The organism is Streptosporangium sp. NPDC002544 (assembly GCF_040295965.1).
GTDB lineage: Bacteria > Actinomycetota > Actinomycetes > Streptosporangiales > Streptosporangiaceae > Streptosporangium.
The window spans coordinates 174,297-196,482 of record NZ_JBEOWJ010000016.1 but is presented as its reverse complement, the minus strand read 5'-3'; the positions used below and the strand labels follow the sequence as shown (position 1 = coordinate 196,482).

19 protein-coding genes are annotated in these 22,186 nt (G+C 70.0%); 7 read left to right on the top strand and 12 right to left on the bottom strand.

The window, feature by feature from the left end; genetic code table 11:
* Positions 1-18: 18 nt before the first annotated feature.
* The 3 genes from ABT061_RS24810 to ABT061_RS24800 form a co-directional block, all read right to left on the bottom strand.
* Positions 19-600: a glycosyltransferase family protein gene (locus ABT061_RS24810; RefSeq protein WP_350922003.1), complete on the bottom strand. Its 582-nt coding sequence runs from the start codon at positions 598-600 to the stop codon at positions 19-21.
* Positions 601-614: 14 nt separating this feature from the next.
* Positions 615-1,130, bottom strand: coding sequence for a M48 metallopeptidase family protein (locus ABT061_RS24805; protein WP_350922000.1), 516 nt, complete (start codon positions 1,128-1,130; stop codon positions 615-617).
* Between the two features lie 141 nt (positions 1,131-1,271).
* The gene (locus ABT061_RS24800; protein ID WP_350921997.1) at positions 1,272-2,057 is read right to left on the bottom strand and encodes an enoyl-CoA hydratase/isomerase family protein; all 786 of its coding nucleotides are present in this window, start codon (positions 2,055-2,057) and stop codon (positions 1,272-1,274) included.
* 213 nt (positions 2,058-2,270) lie between these two features.
* On the opposite strand from ABT061_RS24800, the gene ABT061_RS24795 reads away from it, so the two are divergent.
* Together ABT061_RS24795 and ABT061_RS24790 are read left to right on the top strand one after the other, a co-directional pair.
* Positions 2,271-3,371, top strand: coding sequence for a ThiF family adenylyltransferase (locus ABT061_RS24795; RefSeq protein ID WP_350921994.1), 1,101 nt, complete (start codon positions 2,271-2,273; stop codon positions 3,369-3,371).
* Positions 3,372-3,436: 65 nt separating this feature from the next.
* Positions 3,437-4,774 (top strand): ABC1 kinase family protein, encoded by a 1,338-nt coding sequence (locus ABT061_RS24790; RefSeq protein WP_350921991.1) that lies wholly within the window; start codon positions 3,437-3,439, stop codon positions 4,772-4,774.
* A gap of 260 nt (positions 4,775-5,034) precedes the next feature.
* Here ABT061_RS24790 and ABT061_RS24785 read toward each other — a convergent pair whose 3' ends face one another.
* The 5 genes from ABT061_RS24785 to ABT061_RS24765 form a co-directional block, all read right to left on the bottom strand.
* Positions 5,035-5,229, bottom strand: a complete 195-nt coding sequence (locus ABT061_RS24785; protein WP_350921988.1) for a putative WhiB-interacting protein — start codon at positions 5,227-5,229, stop codon at positions 5,035-5,037.
* A gap of 74 nt (positions 5,230-5,303) precedes the next feature.
* Positions 5,304-5,573 carry a WhiB family transcriptional regulator gene (locus ABT061_RS24780; RefSeq protein WP_030910441.1) on the bottom strand — a complete coding sequence of 90 codons (270 nt, stop codon included), beginning with the start codon at positions 5,571-5,573 and terminating at the stop codon, positions 5,304-5,306.
* 126 nt (positions 5,574-5,699) lie between these two features.
* Entirely contained in the window at positions 5,700-5,996 is a 297-nt protein-coding gene (locus tag ABT061_RS24775; RefSeq protein WP_350921985.1) for a hypothetical protein, read from the bottom strand.
* A gap of 115 nt (positions 5,997-6,111) precedes the next feature.
* The gene (gene tesB, locus ABT061_RS24770; protein WP_350921983.1) at positions 6,112-6,978 is read right to left on the bottom strand and encodes an acyl-CoA thioesterase II; all 867 of its coding nucleotides are present in this window, start codon (positions 6,976-6,978) and stop codon (positions 6,112-6,114) included.
* Positions 6,975-9,038: an ATP-dependent DNA helicase UvrD2 gene (locus ABT061_RS24765; protein WP_350921980.1), complete on the bottom strand. Its 2,064-nt coding sequence runs from the start codon at positions 9,036-9,038 to the stop codon at positions 6,975-6,977. Before ABT061_RS24765 ends, tesB begins: the two co-directional genes overlap by 4 nt.
* A 176-nt stretch (positions 9,039-9,214) precedes the next feature.
* On the opposite strand from ABT061_RS24765, the gene ABT061_RS24760 reads away from it, so the two are divergent.
* Complete coding sequence (locus ABT061_RS24760; RefSeq protein ID WP_350921978.1) at positions 9,215-10,201, top strand: alpha/beta hydrolase; 987 nt, start codon at positions 9,215-9,217, stop codon at positions 10,199-10,201.
* A gap of 58 nt (positions 10,202-10,259) precedes the next feature.
* Complete coding sequence (locus ABT061_RS24755; RefSeq protein WP_350921976.1) at positions 10,260-10,514, top strand: mycoredoxin; 255 nt, start codon at positions 10,260-10,262, stop codon at positions 10,512-10,514.
* Positions 10,515-10,859: 345 nt separating this feature from the next.
* Here the strand turns inward: ABT061_RS24755 and nudC are convergent, their stop codons facing one another.
* Positions 10,860-11,837: an NAD(+) diphosphatase gene (gene nudC / locus ABT061_RS24750; protein WP_350921973.1), complete on the bottom strand. Its 978-nt coding sequence runs from the start codon at positions 11,835-11,837 to the stop codon at positions 10,860-10,862.
* Positions 11,838-12,061: 224 nt separating this feature from the next.
* Between nudC and ABT061_RS24745 the strand changes: the two genes are divergently transcribed.
* The 3 genes from ABT061_RS24745 to ABT061_RS24735 are packed head-to-tail and all read left to right on the top strand — an operon-like array spanning position 12,062 to position 16,538.
* A complete protein-coding gene (locus ABT061_RS24745) occupies positions 12,062-13,219 on the top strand; it encodes a siderophore biosynthesis protein (RefSeq protein ID WP_350921972.1) in 1,158 nt (385 codons plus the stop codon).
* Positions 13,216-14,982: an IucA/IucC family protein gene (locus ABT061_RS24740; protein ID WP_350921970.1), complete on the top strand. Its 1,767-nt coding sequence runs from the start codon at positions 13,216-13,218 to the stop codon at positions 14,980-14,982. The genes ABT061_RS24745 and ABT061_RS24740 overlap by 4 nt, the downstream gene beginning before the upstream one ends.
* The gene (locus ABT061_RS24735; protein WP_350921967.1) at positions 14,979-16,538 is read left to right on the top strand and encodes an IucA/IucC family protein; all 1,560 of its coding nucleotides are present in this window, start codon (positions 14,979-14,981) and stop codon (positions 16,536-16,538) included. Before ABT061_RS24740 ends, ABT061_RS24735 begins: the two co-directional genes overlap by 4 nt.
* 75 nt (positions 16,539-16,613) lie before the next feature.
* Here ABT061_RS24735 and ABT061_RS24730 read toward each other — a convergent pair whose 3' ends face one another.
* The 3 genes from ABT061_RS24730 to ABT061_RS24720 form a co-directional block, all read right to left on the bottom strand.
* Positions 16,614-17,612: a leucine-rich repeat domain-containing protein gene (locus tag ABT061_RS24730; RefSeq protein WP_350921965.1), complete on the bottom strand. Its 999-nt coding sequence runs from the start codon at positions 17,610-17,612 to the stop codon at positions 16,614-16,616.
* Positions 17,613-17,967: 355 nt separating this feature from the next.
* Complete coding sequence (locus tag ABT061_RS24725; protein WP_350921963.1) at positions 17,968-21,186, bottom strand: penicillin acylase family protein; 3,219 nt, start codon at positions 21,184-21,186, stop codon at positions 17,968-17,970.
* A gap of 156 nt (positions 21,187-21,342) precedes the next feature.
* On the bottom strand, positions 21,343-22,119 hold the full coding sequence (locus ABT061_RS24720; RefSeq protein WP_350921961.1) for an IclR family transcriptional regulator: 777 nt from the start codon (positions 22,117-22,119) through the stop codon (positions 21,343-21,345).
* Positions 22,120-22,186: the final 67 nt, after the last annotated feature.

Genomic DNA, 22,186 nt, shown 5'->3' with positions numbered 1-22,186 from the left:
CTCGGGCACCCGGGCCGCTCAGGCCGAGAGCAGCGCCCGGGTGTTGTCCCAGCCTTCGAGGCCCGGGTCGAGGAGGTGGAGGTCTCCGGGAGCGCGCAGGCGATGCCAGCCGGGCCCCCTGGCGACCATACGGCTGCCGGGCGCCGAGGCACGGAGCGCCTTGACCGGGTCGAGGTCGTCGAAGCCCACCGAGGCCCAGCCCGGGTAGGGCAGGTGGGCGGCCAGCGCCACCGTGCCACCGCCCGCGGCAGGGCAGACGGCGATCCGTGCCCGGCCGAGCTCGCGGAAGAGCTTGCCGATGAGCAGCGGAGGCAGGTCGGGCGCGTCGGCGCTCAGCAGGACCGCCTGCTCGCCGTGGGGCAGGGCGGCGAAGGCCGCCTCGACCAGGGCGCTCCCCGAGAGGTCGGGGATCTCAACGACAGGGGTGCCCGGCCAGACGATCTCCTCCATGCCCGGTACGCTCGTCACCACGACCGGTGAGACGAAGTCGAGCCCGGCGACGAGTTCGTAGGTGTCCTCGGCGACGGCGGTCAGGAAGTCGGCGGCGCCGATTCCCGGCGGGGCCGCGTCCGCCACGGAGGGCGTGACGAGAACGGCCACCACTCGATCCTCTGTCACCATTCCTCCGCGGAGCCGTGGGCCGCCGTGGAGAATCCCTCCAGGAAGCCCCGTGCCCGCTCGGCCTTGGGATATCGTTCCACGAGCGCCCAGAAGCGCGAACCGTGACTCGGCACCAGCAGGTGGACGAGCTCGTGCATGATCACATAGTCCACCACCCACGAGGGCATGCCCCTCAGGCGCGTGGAGATCCTGATGGTTCCGTGATCCGGGGTGCACGAGCCCCAACGGTGCTTCTGGTTCTCCACCCAGCGCACGCTCGACGGTTTCGCCTCCCCGCCCAGGTAGCGGGCCGACAGCTCGACGGCTCGATCGAGGAGGTCGTCGTCCGAGGGACGTCTGCGCTGCTCCTTGGCCGCGAGTCGATCGAGCATACGGCGCACCCACTGTTCCTCGTCGGTGCTACTCAGACCGGCGGGGAGGAGCACGATCGTTTTCTCACCGTCGCGGTACGCAGAAACCGTCCGCCGGCGGCGAGAACTTCGGCGGACCTCGACTGTCTCGGGGGGCACATATGAACGGTAGCCGAGAATGGCGAATTCACACCAGGGGGTAGAACACGTTCCCGCTGGTCAATCCCCGTTCACCGATTGTTCGGCGGGAGCGATCAAGTGTGGTCACAACTTATCTAATTAACCTGGATATCAGCCGTCTCACGCGTTGCCGAATCGCGGGACCCGCTGTTCTCGCTGAGCCGCCAGCCCTTCGAGCATGTCATCGGAGGCCATGGTGACCGGCTGGGCAAGGGACTCCCAACGCAGCGCGGCGTCGAGGTCGGCGTGCCCGCCGCCCGCGAGGGCGACTTTGGTGAGCCGGGTGGCGATCGGCGCGTTGGCGGCGATCCGCGACGCGATGCCCAGTACCTCCGCCATCAGCGACTCACGGGGAAACGCCCTGTTCACCAGCCCCGCGGAGGCCGCCTCCAGCCCTGTCATCGTCCGCCCTGTGAGCAACATCTCCCTGGCCACACCCACCCCGGCGACCCTGGGCAGCAGATAGGTGGCCGCCATGCCGGGGTGCAGGCCGAGCGAGGTGAAGGGGGCGAGCAGCTTGGCCTCCTCGGCGGCGTAGACCAGGTCACAGGCGAGGGCGAGGCACAACCCCGCCCCGACGGCGGCGCCGTTGACCGCGGCGATGGTCGGCACCTCCAGATCGGCGATCGTCAGCCAGGTCCGGTAGAAGCCGAGCATCCGGTCGCGTAGGGCGGGGACGTCCTCGGTCCGCCGCTCCGCGAGCCAGGACAGGTCTCCCCCGGCGCAGAACGCCTTCCCCTCTCCGGTGACGACCACGCACCGCAGGTCGCGGTCCGCCGCGAGGCCGGCGACGGCCTGCCGCCACCGGGCGGTCATCGCGTCGGTCATCGCATTGCGCAGGTCAGGGAGGTTCAGGGTGAGCACCGCGACACCGTTCTCCCGCCGATCAATCAAGATCTCGTTCATGCCGGGGAGCGTAACCCACGGCGTTTTCCGCCCGACCGCCGAGGGGCCTGCCGGGAAACCCTGCCCGGCGGAAGTTGTCCACAGGGCAGGAGTTATCCACAGGCGGCGGGAAAGACGTCCGGGAGCCCGCGGGGGCATGGCACGCTGGCACGCCCGGCCAGCCTGCTCACCGGCTCTCCCGCAGGCTGCCCCCCTTCGAGGAAAGGCCCCCTGATGCGACCACGCCTGAAGCCCGCGCTGCGCCGCGTCGCCCGTGACCGACGCACCCTGCAGTTCGGCCTGCATCCCCGGCACGCGGTGGTGCTGAGCGATCTGGAGCCGGAGGTCCGCCGCTGGGTGGAAAGTCTCGACGGCGTAAGGGATCTCGCGGGCGTGCTGGCCGGCGCCACCGACGCGGGTCTCGGCGAGGAGCGCGGCCGGACCCTGCTCGATCTGCTGGTCAGCCGGGGGGTGGTGGACGACGCGGCGGCGGGTCCCGGCCCGCTGCGCGCGCTCGTGATGGCCGAGCGCGATCGGCTCCAGCCCGATCTGGACGCGCTCTCCCTCTCCCCCGGCACGGTCGACGGAGGGCTTGCCGTGCTGGAACGCAGGCAGCAGGCCCGGGTGCGGGTCTACGGCGCGGGCCGGGTGGGCGCGCAGGTCGTCGCCCTGCTCGCCGCCTCAGGGGTCGGCCACATCTGCGTCGTCGATCCCGGTACGACCCGGCGACGGGATGTCGTCCCCGGCGGGCTCGGCTGGACGGAGGTGGGGATGAGCAGGCAGGACGGTGCGGTCGCGGTGGCCAGGAGGCTGGCGCCCGGCCTCACGGCGTCGACCGGCGACGGCGCCGCCCAGCTGGCCGACGGGGCCAGGCCACCCGACTTGGCGGTGCTCGCTCCGGTGGTGCCCCTGGACGGCCTCCTGGTCAGGGAACTCGTCGAGTGGGGGATCCCACATTTGCTGGCAACCGCCTTCGAGGCCTTCGGTTCGGTCGGTCCGCTGGTACTACCTGGACGGAGCACGTGCCTGCACTGCCTAGATTTGACGCGACGCGATCGCGACCCCGGCTGGCCCATTGTCAGTGCGCGCCTGGGCGGCTTCCCCGCAGGGGAGATCGCGTGCGGGACGACGCTGTCCGCGCTGGTGGCGGCATCGGCCACCGGTCATGCGCTTGCTTGGATAGATGGCCGTGAACCCGTTGTGACAAACAGCACAATGGAAGTATTGCCAGATTGGACGTGGAAAAGGCGATCCTGGAGTGTTCATCCTCAATGTCGTTGCTTCCGAAACGAGTTGGGTTCGCTAACAATGGTCGCGTCGGCTACCTGCCGCTGACGGACAAGCACAGCGAAGGGAGGGAGCGGCGTCTCGCTGTAACGGGGGACACGCCGCTAACCGAGGTGAGTGACCTTCCGCGTCGCGCCGTTGCGCGCTCTGCAAAGCTGGCGGCCCTTCCCATCGGGTTCGCCGGCCGTACCGCTCTCGGACTCGGGAAACGGATCGGCGGCAAGTCGGCCGAGATCGTCGCCCAGGAAATCCAGGAACGCACCGCCGAGCAGATCTTCAAGGTTCTCGGAGAGCTCAAGGGCGGGGCGATGAAGCTCGGCCAGGCGCTGTCCATCTTCGAGGCGGCACTGCCCGCCGAGATCGCCGGCCCCTACCGCGCGACCCTGACCAAGCTCCAGGACGCGGCTCCACCGCTTCCCATCGCGACCGTGCACAAGGTTCTCGTCGAGCAGTTGGGGGACGACTGGCGGGAGAACTTCCAGTCATTCGACGACAAGCCCACCGCGGCCGCTTCGATCGGGCAGGTGCACAAGGCGGTCTGGCACGACGGCCGGACGGTCGCGGTCAAGATCCAGTATCCGGGAGCGGGAAAGGCCCTGCTCTCCGACTTCACCCAGCTGGCCAGGCTCGGCAAGCTCTTCGGGGTGCTACTGCCCGGTCTCGACATCAAGGCGGTCCTGAACGAGCTGCGCGAGCGGGTGATCGAGGAGCTCGACTACCTGCGCGAGGCCGAGGCGCAGCACGCCTTCGCCCAGGAGTTCAAGGACGACCCCGACTTTCTGATCCCGGATGTCATCGCCGCCAACGAGCAGGTGCTCGTCTCCGAATGGGTCGACGGCACCCCGCTGTCACGGGTCATCACCGACGGCACCCAGGAGGAGCGCGATCGGGCCGGTCTCCAGCTCGTCCGGTTCCTGTTCTCCTCACCGGCCCGGCTGGGCATGCTCCACGCCGACCCCCATCCGGGCAACTTCCGGATCCTCGACGACGGCAGGATGTGCGTGCTCGACTTCGGCGCGGTCAACCGGCTGCCCGACGGATACCCGCCGCTCTTCGGGAAGCTGACCCGCATCTTCAACAACGGCGACATGGAGACCGTGGTCCGGGGCCTGCGCGACGAGGGGTTCATCCGCCCGCACATCGAGATCGACACCGAAGCCCTGCGGGCGTTCCTCGCCCCCTACGTCGAGCCGACCTCCGTGGAGGAGTTCTCCTTCAGCAGGGAGTGGCTCCAGCAGCAGGCCGCCATGGCCACCGACCTGCGTCCGGGCAACGTGGTGCGCCAGCTCAACCTGCCCGCGTCGTACGTCCTCATCCATCGGGTGCACACGGCGGGGATCGGCGTGCTCTGCCAGCTCGGCGCCACCGCCCGTTTCCGCCAGGAGGTCATCCGCTGGGTCCCCGGATTCGCCGACGAGGATACGGGAGAGCCCACCCTCGCCAGCGCCTGACCGGAGACGACCCGGCGAGACGCGTAAGGGGCGGTTCGGCGAGGCCCACGAGCGGCGACCCGCCGAACCGCATGAGTGGCGGCCCGGCGAGACCCGTGCAGGGCGGACCCCGGTAGAACGCATAAGTGGCGGTTCGGCGAGACCCGTGCAGGGGGCACCGTCGAGACGCGTGAGGGGTGGCCCGCCGGAGCGGGTCACCCCTCATTCATCTGCCGTGTTCCACTGTGCGTCCGCTATGCGTCGCCGCCGATCCTCACGGATCAGACGAGGCGCAGGAGCGCGGTGCGCAGGCGCACCGAGGCGCGTTCCGCACCACGCTGGGCGCGTTGGAGACGTTGAAGTCCGGCGGCCCTGCGATGCTCCTCCGCCTCGCGGTGGAGGGTCCGTATTCGGTCACGTACCAGTTCTTCTTGCATAGACGGCAGGTCGAGCCCCGTGGTGTTGAAGTAGCTCATCGGAGTGGTCCTTTCGGGAACGTGTGATTCCTGGTTGATCGAGTTCTCGGTGGTCTGGGCAATGACCGGATGGTTCAGGCCGCGACCGGGTTCTTGCGCGGACGTCCGCGCGGACGCTTCCGGGGGACGATCGCCCCCCGCAGGACGAGCTCGCCGCCCCAGACTCCCCATGGCTCCTCGCGCTCCAGCGCGCGGGCCAGGCAGGCCTGGCGGATCGGGCAGCCTCCGCAGAGCGCCTTGGCGAACTCCACGTCCTCCGGAGACTCGGCGAACCACAGGTCGGGGTCGGTACGACAGGGGATTGTGGCTTCGTCGATCAGGTCCATGACCGTCTGGGCCCCCATCTGTTTCACCTCTCAGCTAGGTGTTGATCTTCGGCTACCTCTTGGGTGGGGGTCAGGAATGACGCGGACAAACAAGAAGGCCGCGGATCCTGGTGCGGATCCGCGGCCTGAAGGCTCTTTCCTCGGTCAGATTATGACCGGAGGATGCCTCCAGGGTTGCGGACCGCGCAGTCCACCGTTTCCGATGTGCTTGGTCGTTGCTGCGTAGCTGGCGCCCACAAGGGTCGGGACGGCCGGGGCCTCTGTCGCGAAGGCGATCAGGGCGGACCGGCGGTCGGCCTCGACCCAGAAGCGGGCAGGGTTGTCCTGCAGAACCGGAGCTGCCGCGCCACGGGCGAGGGAGACCTGGCTGCCGCAGGGCAGAACGGTGTTACGGCGCACGGAAGCGAGCCCCATCTGGGACGACATCAGGATGTTCTTCACAGCGGACTCACCTCCATTCGTGGATCGTCGGACAGGAACGTCCGACTTGCTTGACCATGACCCTAAACCCGGGCCACCAGAGCGGGCAACATATTTTCTACCTGCGACTTTGCGACTATCTCACGCGGATCATCGCTTCCTGAACTACCGACACGGCCAGTTCCCCGGACCGGGTGAACATCTCGCCCTTGGCGAGCCCGCGAGCCGCCCCCGACCACGGCGACTCCTGAGCATAGAGCACCCACTCGTCCACCCGGATGGGGCGGTGGAACCACATCGCGTGGTCCAGCGAGGCGCCGGAGACGTTGGAGGCGCCCCAGGCCAGACCGTGGGCCAGCAGCACGGTGTCGACCAGGGTGAAGTCGGAGGCGTAGGCGGCGAGCACCACGTGCAGCAGCGGGTCGTCGGGCAGCTCCGCCTCATAACGGAACCACACGTTGGTGTTCGAACCTCGAAGCTCCGGGTCGCGATGGGCCTCCCAGGTGAGAGGGGTCACATAGCGGGCGTCCACCGGCCTGGGCCTGGACGCCCACTCGCGTATCAGTGAGTTCGTCCCCACGATCTGGAGCATCCGGTCCCGGTAGGACGGCAGTTCCTCAGGATCGATCACCTGGGGCATCGTGGCCGCCTGGTGCTCGACGCCGGTCTCCTGCACGTGGAAGGAGGCCGACATGGTGAATATCGCCTTGCCGTGCTGGATGGCCACCACCCGCCGGGTGGTGAAGGAGCGGCCGTCACGGACCCGCTCCACGTTGTAGACGATCGGGATGGCCGGGTCTCCCGGGCGGATGAAATAGGCGTGCAACGAGTGGACGTCGCGGCCGTCGGGCACCGTCCGCCCCGCGGCGACCAAGGCCTGCGCGGCCACCTGACCACCGAAGACACGCTGGATACGCTCCTCGGGACTGCGTCCCCTGAAGATGTCGAGCTCGATCTGCTCCAGGTCAAGCAGGTCCAGGAGCTCCTTTAACGCCTCGTTCACGCGCCCTCCGTATGGTTTGCGGCGGCACGGCACAGTTCAAGCACCGCTTCACCGTAACGCTCCAGTTTGACGCGTCCGATTCCCGTAATCGTCAACAGGTCCTGTTCGGAGACCGGTGCCCGCTCGGCGATGGCCTGGAGGGTGACGTCGGTGAAGACCGCCCACTGCGGGAGCTTCTCCTTCTTCGCGACTCCCGTACGCCATGCCTTCAGCGCTTCGAGCAGTGCCTCGTCGTAGTCCGCGGGACAGGTGGCACACCTGCCGAGCTTCTGCTCGGCGGCGGCCATCAGGGTCTTCCCGCAGATCCGGCAGCTGATCGGCGCGGCGACCGCGCGGCGATCAGCCGCCGCGGGTGTGCGGCTCCGCTGCGTGGCACGACCGGTCAGCCCGTCCAGGAATCGGGAGGGTTTGCGGGAGCGCCTGCCTCCCGGCGAGCGCGCCAGCGCCCACGACAGCCCCAGGTGGGCGCGGGCGCGGGTGACACCGACGTACAGGAGGCGACGTTCCTCCTCGATCTGCTCAGGTGTCTCCGCGTAGATGATCGGCAGCATGCCCTCGGTGACGCCGACGAGGAAGACCGCGTCCCACTCCAGGCCCTTGGCCGCGTGCAGCGAGGCGAGGGTGACCCCCTCGACCGGCGGCGCGTGCTGCTCGCTGGCCCGGCGCTCCAGCTCCGCGACGAAGGCGGGCAGGTCCGCGCCCGCGGCGGCGAGGTCCTCGGCGAGGTCGGCCAGGGCCTTCAGCGACTCCCACTTCTCGCGGGCCTTGCCTCCGCCGGGCGCCTCGGGGGTGAGCCCGATGCCGGACAGGATGTGGTGCACGGTCGAGGCGAGCGTGTCGCCGGGTTCGGCGGAGCGTGCGGCGCCGCGCAGCAGCACGACCGCCTGGCGGACCTCGGGACGCTCGAAGAACCGGTCGGCGCCGCGCAGCACGTACGGCAGGCCGGCCTTGCTGAACGCCTGCTCGTACGCCTCGGACTGGGCGTTGACCCGGAACAGCACGGCGATCTCACGGGTCGGCACGCCGCCGGTGACGAGTTTCCGCACTGCCCGCGCTACCCCCTCCGCCTCGGCGGTCTCGTCGTCGTACTCGGCGAAAACCGGTTCGGGACCGTCCGGACGCTGGGCGATCAGGGCGAGCTTGTGCGGGGTCCTCGCCCGGTCGAGCACCCGGTTGGCCAGGGAGACGACCTGGGGGGTGGAGCGGTAGTCACGGACCAACTTGATCACGGTGGCGTTGGGGTACTCGACCGAGAAACCCGTCAGGTAGCGAGGCGTGGCCCCGGTGAAGGAGTAGATCGTCTGGTTGGGGTCGCCGACCACGCACAGGTCGTCGCGCCCGCCGAGCCAGGTGTCCAGCAGTAGCTTCTGCAGCGGGTTGACGTCCTGGTACTCGTCGACCACGAAGTAGCGGTACTGCCTGCGGATCTCATTGGCCACCTCGCGGTGCTCGGTCATCACGGCCGCGGTGAGCTCCAGGATGGTCTCGAAGTCGACCAGGTGCCGGTCGCGGCGGAGGGTCTCGTACATCTCGTAGAGCCGGGAGACCTCCTCGGCCGGTACGGGCGAGGTCCGGCCGGCCTTCTTCGCGGCCTCCGCGTAGTCCTCGGGGCCGATCTGGGTGACCTTGGCCCACTCGATCTCGGAGGCGATGTCGCGCAACTCCGAGCGATCCTGGTTCTTGCGCAGGGAGCGGCAGGCGTCGATCAGCAGCGGCAGTTTCGACTCGATCACCCTGGGCGGGTCGCCGCCGATGACCCGCGGCCAGAAGTAGGTGAGCTGACGCAGTGCGGCGGCGTGGAAGGTGCGCGCCTGCACGCCCGGCGCGCCGAGCTGGCGCAGCCGCTGCCTGAGCTCACCGGCCGCGCGTGTGGTGAACGTCACCGCCAGCACCCCCTGGGCGTCGACCACCCCGTTGTGGACGGCGTGCGCGATGCGATGGGTGATGGCGCGGGTCTTGCCCGTCCCCGCGCCGGCAAGGACGCAGACCGGTCCCCGGACGGCTTCGGCCACCTCACGCTGCTCCGGATCCAGTGCCGCCAGAATGTCGTCGGGCCTCACAGAGCCTCCTTACAGGCAGTCGAACGGACCGGGCCGCAATATCCTCCCAGGCTCTGGCCAAACCTCGCTCATTCTGGCAACATGCCGCCTTCACCCTGTATCGATCACCGAGATGCATAAAGTGGGCCTTTTGCCCCACAATGAGGTGCGACTGGTTCCGGGGAAGGAAGAGGCCCGTGCGAAGTTGGGTAACCGTGGGTGCGCTCGCTCTGGCGGCGACGGTGGTCGGACCCGCGGTGGTGCACACGACCGCGTCCGCACACGCGATCTCAGCGCCGACCCAGGTCGGTGCCGGAAAGGCGGGCAAGGTCACCCCGACGCCGGCTCCGACTCCGACTCCGGCTCCAACGCCGAGCACAGGGACCGCCCCGCTGGTCCAGGGCACCCTTGTCGAAACCGTGGCCTACGGCCGGCACGTGCGCCAGCGCATGGACGTCTGGTACCAGCCCGACGAGCTGAAGCGGCCGGGCGTCTTCCTGATCCACGGCGGCTGGTGGTCCTCGGGGGACAAGAAGTACATGACCGAGGTGAGCCGTAGCTACGCCGAACAGGGCTACGTGGTCTTCAACATCAACTACCGCCTCTCGGGCGACGCCTCCTGGCCGGCCCCGCGCACCGACACCTTCGGTGCCATCGCCACCGCGCGACGGCACGCGGCGCGCTGGTCCTTCGACCCGAACAACTACGTGGTCGTCGGCTTCTCCGCCGGAGGCCATCTGGCCACCGCCGTCGGTACCTACAAGAACGGCCTGCCCGGCCTGCGCGGCGTGGTCGGCATCTCTCCGGTGATCTCCCCGCTCACCGCGTACACCGAAGGCATCGGCACCCTCGACCCGAACAAGCGCAAATTGCGCGATTCAGCCATCAAGCTCGCCGGAGGCTGCGAGCCCACCGGCAAGTGCGCCAGGGTGTGGACCAGCATGGAGGTACCGTGGCACGCGAGCCGCGGCGACGCGCCCATGCTGATCGTGCACTCGTCGGACGAGTTCGTCTCGGCGGAGCACAGCAGGCAACTCAAGGAGCACCTGCAGCAGGTCGGCGTGCCGGTGACGGTGCTGACCGAGCAGGGCGTCGAGCACAGCGCGCCTCTTTACCGGCTGCCCGGCGTGGCGGAGCAGGTCCAGCAGTGGGTCGCGGAGAAGCTTCTCTCATCGGGAAGATGAACGGCTCTCACTTTGTTGCCAATGGCGCCGGACATCACATGAGGGGATTTTTCACGACATGGCGCTGACTGTGTACACCACCACCTGGTGCGGCCCCTGCAAGCGGTTGAAGAGCCAGCTCAGCCGCGAGGGCATCTCCTACAACGAGGTCGACATCGAGAGCGATCCGGACGCCGCCACCTTCGTCATGAGCGTCAACAACGGTAACCAGGTCGTGCCCACCGTCGTGGTCGACTCCCCCACCGGCCAGATCGTCAGGACCAACCCCTCGGTGATCGAGGTCAAGCGCATCCTGGCGGGCGCGGGCGTGTAACCGTTCCCTCGCACCACCCGAGCCCCGGTTCCACCGAAAACCGGGGCTCACACATGCCCGGGCCCCGCATACCGGTACGGGCTCCATCGCGGACGTACGAGCACGCGGCACGAGTGTCCGGGCCGGAGCATGTCCCGCGAAAGCCCCGAAGTCAGACCGGTAGCACCTCGCCGCCGGAGGAATCCGATGGATGCGCCGTGGAACCGCGGGGGATTCGCCGACAACTCGGTCCAGCGGGTGCCCGTCACCGTCGTCGGCGGCTGAGCCCGCGCGGTCTCGGCCGCCGGATCCGTCAGCGCCCGTGGCGTATGGCGGACATGGCGGCGGACACGGCGGCGGACACGTTCACCAGTCGCCGGTCAGCGGTGCGCCGTACCAGGTCTCGATGAGCCTACGGGCGATCGACAGCTCCGACGGCAGGCGCACCTCGCCGCTCTCCATCGCGGCCAGCAGCTCGGCGCGGCTGAACCAGTGGGCCTCGGCGATCTCCTCGGAGTCCAGCACGAACTCCGTCGACGTGGCCCGCGCGAAGAAACCGAGCATCAGGCTGCGCGGGAACGGCCAGGGCTGGCTGCCCATGTAGCGCGCATCGGTGACCCGCACGCCGACCTCCTCGGACACCTCGCGCGCCACGGCTTGTTCCAGCGACTCGCCCGGCTCGACGAAACCGGCCAGCACCGACAGCCGCCCCTCGGGCCACTGCGGTCCTCTGGCCAGCAGGCACCTGTCGTCGTCATCGTGGATCAGCATGATCACCGCAGGGTCGACCCGGGGAAAGTGCTGGCTGTCGTCCTTGGGGCAGACGCGCACATGCCCGCCGGCCCGGACCTCGGTGCGGCTCCCGCATCGGGGGCAGTACTCGTGGGTGGAGTGCCATGCCTCCAGGGCGACCGCGTACACCAGCAGGCCGGCGTCCAGATCGCCCAGCAACGATCCCACCTGGCGCAGCCCGGCGGTGACGGTCTGCCCCTCACCCAGTTCCGAGGGGTCGAGCGGGGAGACGATCCGGTTGAAGGAGCCGGTATGGGTGGCGGTGGCCAGCGACGCCGTCACGGCGAAGTAGGCGATGCCCTCCGCGTCGACGCCGAGCAGGTAACGCTCTCCCTCGGGAGCGTCGGCGGTGGACAGCAGGACCAGCTCCGCCTCTCCGCCGCTGCGCCGGATCAGCGCCTGTCCGTCGTCGACGACCACGACCCTGGTCGCGCCGTCCGCCCAGGCCCGCTCCAGCCACTCGGTGTCGCCGCGGAGCACCGCCGACCTGTCGATGGCACTGCGCGCGAGCAGCAGCGGCCCCAGAAGTCCTTCTTGTGCAGCGATCTCCACGCCGTTCCGCCTCCCCAAACGAGTGCACATATTACGCCGCCGGAACGCGGAGCCGCACAGGGCCGACGGCGTCACCCCTGGCCGGAGGCCCTCCAGAAAAGACCCCATCTTTTGACGACACGGACGTATACGGTCAATAGACCGATCATCCCGGCGCGATGATCTCCATCCCGCTAGGATGCACCGAGTTAGGTTAGCCTTACCTGATATCGGGGGTTCCTGCATTGCGGCTGTACCTCACCGCGCTGAAACCGACGGACTCGGTCACCGACGGTTTCCTCCCGGCGGCACGCGCACTCGGGTGCGAGGTCACGATCCTCACCGACCGGCCGGAACAGTACCGTGACCATGGAGCGGAGGTGCTCCGTTGCGACGTGCGCGACGCGCGGGCGGTCATCGACACCGTCGCGCACCACCGCACCCCGGACGCGATCTTCTCGAACTCCGACCACATCCAGGCGGAGACCGCACTCGCCGCCGCCTACTTCGGACTCCCCGGCAAGGACTGGCGGGCCTGCGTCGACACCAAGAACAAGGCGCTCACCCGGCGGCGGCTGGCCGCGGCCGGGGTCGAGACCGTCCGTACCGCGCGGCTGGCACCGGCCGACCCGCCGGTCGCGGACCTGCCCTTCCCCGCGGTCGTGAAACCGTGCGAGGGCGTGGCCAGCGAGGACGTCGTGCTGGTCCACGACGCGGGCGAGCTCGCGGCGGCCGTCCTGTCCATCAGGGGCAGGCGGCCGGCGGAGACGCTGGTCGTGGAGGAGTATCTCGACGGTCCCCTGCACACGATGGAGACGCTCGGCGACGGCGAGCGGATCAGGGTGCTCGGCGGTTTTCGCACCACTCTCGGGCCACTGCCGCACTTCGTGGAGGAACGGCTCGACTGGGAGCCGCCTCCCGGCCGCGACCACGTGCTGCGGGCGCTGGAGGCACTCCGGGTGGGGTTCGGGGCCTGCCACACCGAGTACGTGATGACCCCGGCCGGACCACGGATCGTCGAGGTCAACTACCGGGTGATCGGCGACCACTGCGACTTCCTGCTGGCGAGCCTGCTCCAGGTGCCCCTGTTCGAGCTCGTTCTCGGGACGCATCTCGGGATGGGGCCGGCGGACCTCGCCCCGGTGCGGGGGCACGGGACCGCGCTGAGCCTGGTCGCCGATCGCTCGGGGACCGTGGTGGAGGCTCCCGGGACCGTCGTCCCCGCCTCCGGCGACCCGGTCCGGATCTGGCACCGGCCGCTGCGCGCCGTGGGCGACCGGATCGACCGGAGCAACACCAACCGCGACTACCTGGGCATCGTCCGTGCGACCGGGCCCGACCGGGCGGGCGTGGACGCCGCCGTCGCGGCCTTCAGGGCGGAGAACCCGTGGGTGATCGCATGAGCCGGGGACCCGCGAACCGACGTGTGACCGGCCAGGGAGCCGTGGACGGTCCCGGGATCGGCGGAGGTTCGGCGCGCGGGCGGGAGGCGTACCTCGCCGTCCGGGTGCTGAACGCGCTGCTGCGCGAGGACTACGGCGGCCTGGCCAGGCGGGTGACCCACGGCAAGGACGGCGTCGCGCTGGTCCTGCCGGGGGGCAGGCGGGTGCGGCTGCTCCCCGGCTCACTGTTCCAGGACTTCGTCGCGGCCCCGCAGGAGGCGCTCCGGCTGCGGGAGGTCCTGCACACGCTGCGGGAGGTCTCCGACCCCGCCGACGCGGCCGGGGTCGAGTCGTTCGCCAGGGAGTGCCACGAGGCGCTGCGCGCCCTCGACCTGCACGACCTCCACCACCAAGAGGTACTCGCCAGACTGGCCGCCGCCACCGCGCATCCCGCCACCCCGCACCCCGACGCCACGTCCGGCACCACATCCGGCACCACGGGCACGACGGAAACCGGTGGCGGACGCGACAGCGTGTGGTACGAGACGCTGGCCGCGTTCGTCGATCACCCCGTCTACCCGACGGCCCGGTGCCGGATCGGCCTGTCCGACGAGGAACTGACCGGGTACGCGCCGGAGTTCGCGCCCGCCTTCGAGCTGCGCTGGGCCGCGGTTCCCCGGGAGCGGCTCACCGGGGCCGAGATGCCGGGGGCACCCGGGTTCCGTGCCGTCGGGCTGGCGGAGAGTCTCGCCGGGACGCACGCGCTGTTCCCCGTGCACCCGCTGACGGTCCCCCGCGTCGAGGAGATTCCGTGGGCGACCGTGGCCCCTCAGCCGTATCTGCGGGTCAGGCCCACGCTGTCGATGCGCACCGTCGAGATCGCCCCGGGCGCGCACCTGAAGCTGCCGCTGGCCACCAGCACCCTCGGGCTGCGCAACCGGAGGTCGATCAAGCCCGGCACGCTGGCCGACGGGGCGCGGGCCGAGCTGCTGCTGCGGGCGATGCCCGATCCCGAGGTGCTGCTGGCCGACGAGCAGACGTACGGGCACGCCGGGCACGAGTATCTGGGCTGGCTGCTGCGCCGCCAGCCCGTGGGGGAGGTCGTCTCCGTCGCGGCGCTGGCGGCACCGCTGCCCGGGGGCGGCCTGGTCGTGGAGGGTCTCGCCGGACGGTGGTTCGGCGGGGACGTCGCCGGTCTGCTCGCCCGGTACCTGCGGGTGCTGTTCCGCTTCCACGTGCGGCTCTTCGTCAGGTACGGCACCGCGCTCGAGGCCCACCAGCAGAACCTCTCACTGGTGTTCGACACCGACACCGCGGGCGAAAGTGTCGTGCGGCTGCTCGTCAAGGACAACGACGGGTTGCTGACCTCACCCGACCTGCTGAGAGGTGCCGGCCTCCCGGTCCCGGACTTCACGGACGCGCGGATGCTGACCGACGACCCGCACGCGCTCGCCGACATGTTCGTGACCATCACCCTGCATCTGGCGGCCGCCGCCGTGGCGTTCGGCGTGCTGCCGTCGCCGCGGGCCGCCGAGCTGGTCCGCGACGCGCTCGCCGGAGCGCTCGACGAGTACGGGGAGAACCCGATGGCCAGGCTGCTGCGGGCCAGGACCCTGGACGCCGCCAGGCTCGTCGGCAAGTCGATGGTCACCGCCGGGACCCTGGTGGACAAGGCGCGCACCGGCGCGCGGGATGTGAACAAGTTCTACGGCACGAGCGGGCCGAACTACCTCCGCCAGCAGCCCCAGGCCACCCTGGCCGCGATCACCAGAAGGACGCCATGACCAGCCTCGCCCTCGACTCCCCCGCAGCCGTCGCCGAGGAGGCTTCACTGGCGGCGCTGCTGCGCTGTTGCGTGCGGGAGATCTCGGGACCTCGCGGGCAGGTCAGGCACGACGAGCCGTACGTGTTGCTGCGTGTCGCGGACACCCTGCTGCGGGCCCGTGCGCACGGCGGGCTCGCGCTGCGCTTCGAGGGGCGGGCCGAGTGGCTGGAGAACGACTCCTGGCAGCCGCTCTCGGCGGACCTGCTCGTCCGGCTGGTGGAGACCGAGCTCGGCGAGGGCAACGACGAGTTCGCCGTCCAGGTGGCCGCGAGCAGGGACGCCATGGCGGCGCTGCTCGCGGCCCGGCGGGACGTGCCGCCCCCCGCCGACCCGTGGCTGGCCTCGGAGCAGGCGCTGGTCTTCGGTCACCCGTTCCACCCCAGCCCGAAGGCGCGCGGCGGCGCGGACTGGCTGCGCTACGCGCCCGAGGCGCACGCGAGTTTTCCGCTGCGACTGCTCGGGGTCAGGGACGACGTGCTGGCGGAGGCGGGCGAGGCCGGCTCGCTCGACGCGCTCGGAGCGGCGCCGCCCGGTTACTCACTGCTGCCCGCGCACCCGTGGCAGCTGGAGCTGCTCTCGGCCGACCTGGCCGCGCCACTGGCCGACGGCCGGCTTCTCGACCTGGGGAACAGTACCCGGATGGCGGTTCCCACCTCGTCGGTCCGTACCGTCTACGAGCCGCTGATCGACCGGTGCCTGAAGTTCAGCCTGGACGTGCGGATCACCAACTGCCTGCGGAAGAACTCCTGGTACGAGCTGGCGGGCGCGGTCGAGCTGAGCCGCCGTCTCGGGCCGATGTTCGGAGAGCTGTCCGCGACCTTCCCCGGCACCCGCTGGCTGCCCGAACCCGGCTACCGCTCCGCCGAGCTGGGCACCCGGCTGCTTGAGGGGCTCGGCGTCATCGTCCGGGTCAGCCCGTGGTCGGTCTGCAGGCCCGGGGTGACCCCCCTGCTGAGCGGCATGCTGGCCGCCGGGCGGCAGGTGACGTCCGCCGATCCGGTGCGCTGGTGGCGGGCGTACGTGGAGCGGGTGGCGCTGCCGGTGCTCGACGCCTACCTCGGCCACGGCGTGGTGCTCGAACCTCACCTGCAGAACGTGCTGATCGGGGTGGACGCGGAGGGGCTGCCGGTGGAGGCGGTCTTCCGCGACATGGAGGGCACGAAGCTCGTCGCCGGGCGGCACGACCTGTCCGGCCTGCCGGCCCGGGTCGCCGAGGCCCTCACCTACGACGCGGAGGCCGGCTGGAGCCGGGTGGTCTACTGCCTGATGGTCAACCATCTCGCCGAGATCGCCGCCTCCCTTTCCGGGGCCGTGCCCGCGCGGGAGTTGTGGGCGGTGGCCGGGAAGGTCCTGGCGGGGTACGCGGAGTCGCGGGGGTGGCCCCGGCCGCTGTCGGACCTGCTGGCGGGGGCGCCGCTGCCCGCCAAGGCCAACCTGTCGGTCAGGTGGGCGCGGTCGGCGGACCGCGCCGCGGGGTACGTGCCGGTCGCCAACCCGCTGGCGGTACTCTCATGACCGTGGCGCTACGCCGGAAGCGGCCACCAAAACGGCGGACTCTTCTGGGCTGAGCACCGTGGGGCCGTTCAGGACTCAGAAGATCGACGAACCTTGTTTTGGCGTACCGTCCACATCGAGGTTGCCCAGCCACTCGGGCACAGCGGTCAGTTTGTCGGGGCCCAGGCTGAGCCTGGTGAGGGCGGTGAGGTTCCGCAGCGACTCCGGCAGGGCCGTCAGCCGGTTCCCGTACAGGTTGAGCCTGGTGAGCGCGGTGAGGTTCCCCATCGACTCCGGCAGGGCCGTCAGCTGGTTGAACCCCAGGTCGAGGGCGGTGAGGGCGGTCAGACCGCCCAGCCACTCGGGGACGGCGGTCAGCTCGTTGTAGCTAAGGTCGAGCCAGATGAGGGCGGTGAGGTTCCCCAGCCACTCCGGCACAGCGGTCAGCCGGTTGAACCCCAGGTCGAGGTTGGTGAGGGCGGTGAGGTTCCCCATCGACTCCGGCAGGGCCGTCAGCCGGGCGCCACGCAGGTCGAGCCTGGTGAGCGCGGTGAGGTTCCCCAGCCACTCCGGCACAGCGGTCAGCCGGGTGCCGGGCAGGAGGAGCCAGATGAGGGCGGTGAGGTTGCCCATCGACTCCGGCAGGGCCGTCAGCGGGGCGCCACGCAGGTCGAGGTTGATGAGGGCGGTGAGGTTGCCCATCGACTCCGGCAGGGCCGTCAGCGGGTTGTCGTGCAGGTCGAGATGGGTGAGCGCGGTGAGGTTCCCCATCGACTCCGGCAGGGCCGTCAGCCGGTTGTCGTACAGGCGGAGCTTGGTGAGGGCGGTGAGGTTCCCCATCGACTCCGGCACAGCGGTCAGCTCGTTGCGGCTCAGGTGGAGCTTGGTGAGGGCGGTGAGGTTCCCCAGCCACTCCGGCACAGTGGTCAGCTCGTTGCGGCTCAGGTCGAGCGTGGTCAGATGGGTTAGGTCGCTGAGCGATTCGGGCACCGCGTACAGGTGGAGCCTGGACAGGTCGAGCGTGCTCGACCTGTCGCGCCGGCACTCGTTGATCAGTTTTTCAGCGGTCGCCCGAACGTTTCCGGATGCCGTCACGATCTCGCTCCTCATCGTTGCTCACCTGCCTGTCCCTGCCCCTGCCCTTGTCGGGAGCGGGAGCGGGAGCGGAAGCCGAGGACGAGGCTAGGGGCCGGCTCTGGAGACCGGCTTGGAGATCATTGGGACGGTTCCCGCTGAGGATGGTGATCCACAGGCTCTCGCGATCGTTGCCACACGGCGGCCGGGGAGCGACATGAGGTCGCAGTGCGCCGTGAGGCACTGAAAACGAACGGCACCGCGCCTGTGCCCCTGGATTGAGACCGGGGGTGTTCACCCTCACCGGTGCCGAACCGAGAAAGGACAGCGGTGGGAGGGCTCCACCGCTGTCCTTCAGGTCTGTCTCAGGGGGTGCTCAGCGGGGGTATACCTCCAGCTCGTAGAGGGAGTAGCCGTACGTCGTCCCGCGCGTGACGCCCTGCATGCGGACGTGGCGGGCGGTGGTCGGGGTGAACGTCACGTTGTCCACACCGCCGTTTCCGGCGGTGGTGGAGTAGACGGTGGTCCAGGTGGAGCCGTCGGTCGAGGTCTGGATCGAGTACGCGGCCCCGTAGGCCACCTCCCAGCGCAGGATGACCCTGCCCACGGTCGTGGCGGAACCGAGGTCGACCTGGAGGTACTGGTTGTCGCTGGACGAGCTCGACCAGCGGGTCGTCTGGTTGCCGTCGACGGCCCTGCTCGCCGGGTAGAGGAGCTGGTTGCTCGACGACTTGGCCGTCCTCCCCTCCGCCAGGTTGGTGATCGCGTCGCCCCGGCGGGCCGGGAAGGACAGGACCTGCTGGTAGGTCGGCCGGTTCTGCCAGGAGATCAGCGAGTGCGTGATCCCGCCGAGCGGCGACTGCTCGACGGCGTCGGCGCACCACTGGTTGCCCGCCGCGCATACGTCGTCTCCGGGGTAGGTCGTCGCCGCGGGCTCGGCGAGCGCCTCCGACAGGCTGTTCAGCAGGACGGTGCGGCAGCCGGCCACCGTGCCGTCCCCGCAGTACCTGGCGGGCAGCGGCCCGGCGACCTGGTCACCGAGCACGCTCCTGAGGTCCTTGCTCACATAGCCCCACCAGCCGTACTGGAACGCCGAGCCCTTGTGCGCCTGAGCCTCGTTCGCGGAGGTGGGCAGGGTGGACTGGTCGCCCTGCTGATGGCCCGAGGGGGACTCGTTGATCTGGAGGGCGTTGACCAGCGACTGGTACAGGCCGTCTCCCAGTCCCGGCTTGAACTGCGCGCGGACCAGCCTGGGCCACCACGAGTCGAACGCGCGGATCGCGTCGGCATGGGCGTAGGCCTTGCTGCCCGGCGAGGTCTCCAGCCGCCTGGAACCCGACGACGTCCAGGCGGAGAGCTTGGAGACCGCGGAGGCGAGGGCCGGGTCGGTCACCGCGGCGCTGTTGATCACCCGGAGCAGGTCGGGCAGCACCTTCTTGCCCCGCAGGTCGGTCACGCCGGCCTCCGCCATGATCTTCACGGTGCCGGCCTGGTCGAGCTTGCCGCTTCCGGTCAGGGCCGCCTTGATCGGGGCGTCCAGCAGGTCGGCCCGGTGGACCGGCCCGAAGCTGAAGTTGCCGTCCGCGGCGCCGTAGTCCTTGGCCTGCTTGTTGTTCCAGCTGACGAAGTAGTCCTGGTTGACCGCCTGCGGGTGGGTGGCGGGAGCGGTGTAGGTCGCGCTGTTGGTGGCCGGGTCGTAGCCCGCCCACTCATGGGCCGCGTCGGCGGTCATCGGCAGGTTCGGGTCGGAGACCGCGGACCTGACCGGGGTGCTGCCCGACATGAAGTACGCCGAGTCGGTGGAGTTGACGTAGAACCAGTTGAACGCGAAGCCGATGGTGGCGGCCGAGTTCTTGAAAGCCGTCGCGTCGCCCATGGCGGCCGGGTCGTTGAACATCTGGAAGCCGACCGCCGAGTCGACCTCGTGGTGGTAGGTCGACCGCAGCGTGGTGAAGGCGGTGGGCTGCCCGCCGACCGTGCCGCGCCAGCTCACCAGCCCGTACTTGGTGCGCTGGATCACCAGGTCGTACGAGCCGGCGGGGGTGGAGTCGGCGACCGTGGGCTTCCAGGAGTTGGTCTTGCGCAGCGTCTCCATCGCGGTGCAGACGCCCCGGTAGAGGTAGTGGTTCGACGCGACGGTGGCCGCGCCGCCGCCGGGCTCGCAGAGCTGCAGGGCGTAGGTGTCGGTGATGTCCTGGCCGCTGGAGGTCGCGCTCCAGGCGTAGTCGGTGCCCCTGCCGAGCAGCACGTAGAGGTTGAGTCCGGCGAAGGCCGCGCCGCGCGCCCGGATGCCGGGGCCGGAGAGTTCCTGGAGCATGAGCAGCTGGGGGGCGAAGTAGCCGGTCTGCGGGCCGAACACCGCGACCGGGTGCCCGGTCTTCGACTTGGCCGCCGAGACCACCACGGCGTTGGACATGCCCGGCTTGGAGTTGTCGACGAGCAGCCCGTCCAGCATGCCCTTGGCGGTCAGGGCCGAGGCCGGGGTGGTGGCCGACCCGGTCCTGTTCTCGACGATGTTCACCGGCGCCGTCGACGGGTCGGGGAGGACGACTCCGGTGGCTCCGGCGGGCGCGTTCCCCGCGGGGAAGCTCTGGCCGTCGTGCAGGGTGAGCGTCGTCTCCGGGTCGTTCTGCGCGCGGAACGCCGCCCAGACCTGGTCGCCGACCGTCGTGCCGTACTTGGCGCGGGCCGCGACCCGGACCAGCGCGGACTGCATCTCCGCACCGCCGCCGCCGCCGAACAGACCGCCGATGACACCGGAGATCGCCACCAGGTCGGTCATGGTGAACTTCACCGGGCCGCCCGCGTTGGTGATCGCGTCCATGTGCCCGGTCAGCACGTACTCACCGGGGCAGTCCCGGTTGGCCATGCAGGTGTCGATGTAGGCGTTGATGCCGGCTATGTAGTGCTCGACGTCGGTGTAGAGCTGCGCGCCCCGGGGGCTGGCGTTCCGCAGCCTGGTGATCTGCGCCTGCAGGTCCGCCTCGGTGTACGGGGCGTTGCGCCAGGCGCTCTGCTCCAGTTCCCGGTTGCCCGGCGCGCCTCCGGCGAACGAGGTCAGCTCGCCCCGGCCGACGTGCCGCATCAGGTCCATCACCCAGAGGCGGTTCTGCGCGCCCGCGTACCCGGCGCCGAACATCGTGCCCTCGCGGGTGGTCCCGGTGATGTGCGGGGTGCCGGTCGCCTTGTCACGGACGATCGTCACGTCCGAGCGGGGGCTGATGGTGCTCTCCACCTGCCCCTCAGGGACGCCGAACGAGGCGTCGTTGAAGAAATTGGCGATCTGGTCGTTGGTCAGCCCGGTGTAGCCGGAGAGGAGGTTGGCGTACTTGCCGAGCTGGTCGTCGCTGTGCTTGGGCTTCGTCCCCAGCGACTGGTGGGCCAGGATCCCGGCCAGGGTCGCGTTGCCGTTCTGGCCCGGGGGCAGGATGTCGGCGCACTCGCCGAGGCAGTAGTCGTCGGGAGGGTAGGCCGCCGCGGCCGTGACCGCGGACGTCGGTACGGATGCGGATGCCGGTACGAGGGGGGATGTCAGCGCGAGGGCCATCAGCAGCGCGGAGGCCGCCGTGATCGTCCGCCTGAGACGTGCATGCATAGGAGAATCCCTAAAACATGAGGCATACTCGGATGTTGCTAGGAACATACGTTCCGGACCAACGGCGAATCAATGGCCGGTGTGATAATCGTCTGCGCCGGTTCATGACTCGCCGTCAGTGCGGCAGGTCGAAACCGGGGTGCCGTGCCCGCCGGATCACGAGTGCCAGCGGCGTTCGGCGGGAGGCAGCAGGAGCACCTCCAGGACGCGGGCGCAGGCACGGGCCTGCTTGACGAACCAGGGGATTCGCGCGTCGCTGATGAGCCGGGGCGTCGCCCGTACGGCGAGGGCGTAGCGGGCGCGGTCGGCGCGGTCCAGAACGGGGACCGCGACGGTGCGGACGCCCTCCGAGGACTCTTCGTCGTTGAGAGCGTGGCCACTCTGGCGCACCTGGTCCAGCTCGGCGCGGAGGGCGGCGTGGTCGATGATCGTCCGCTGGGTCTGGGCCTGGAGCGGGCCGAGCGCGGCGAGGTCGCCGTTCCCCGGCGGCGCCCAGGCGAGCAGGACCTTGCCGAGCGCCGTCGAGTGGAGCGGGCGGTGCAGGCCGACTCCCCGGTCGGGGTTGAGGGAACCCCCGGCCAGGATGACCGCGTGCGGGCCGTTGCGGACCGCCAGATCCACGGTGGCCGAGGTGACCCGGGCGAGTTGCCCCAGCTCCGGGGCGACCTTGTGCAGGCCGCGCCGGTGGAAGGAGAGCTGGCCGAGTTCGGTGATCGAAGGACCCAGCCGGTAGCAGGCGGTCTCGGTGTCCTGCTCCAGGAATCCGGTGTCGAGCAGGCTGCGGGCCAGCCGGTGCGCGGTGGAGGTGGACAGGTCCGTCCGCCGGGCGAGCTCCGAGACGGTCAGCGCGGGCTCGCCCTCGCGGAAGCAGTTGAGTATCCCGACCGCCCGCAGGACCGACTGGACACCGTCCACGCGGCTCGATGCCGTCATGCGGGAATCTCCTTCTCTCGGGTGGGGAGGGATATGAGCAGGTAGCAGCGGTCAGCGGCGCAAAGGT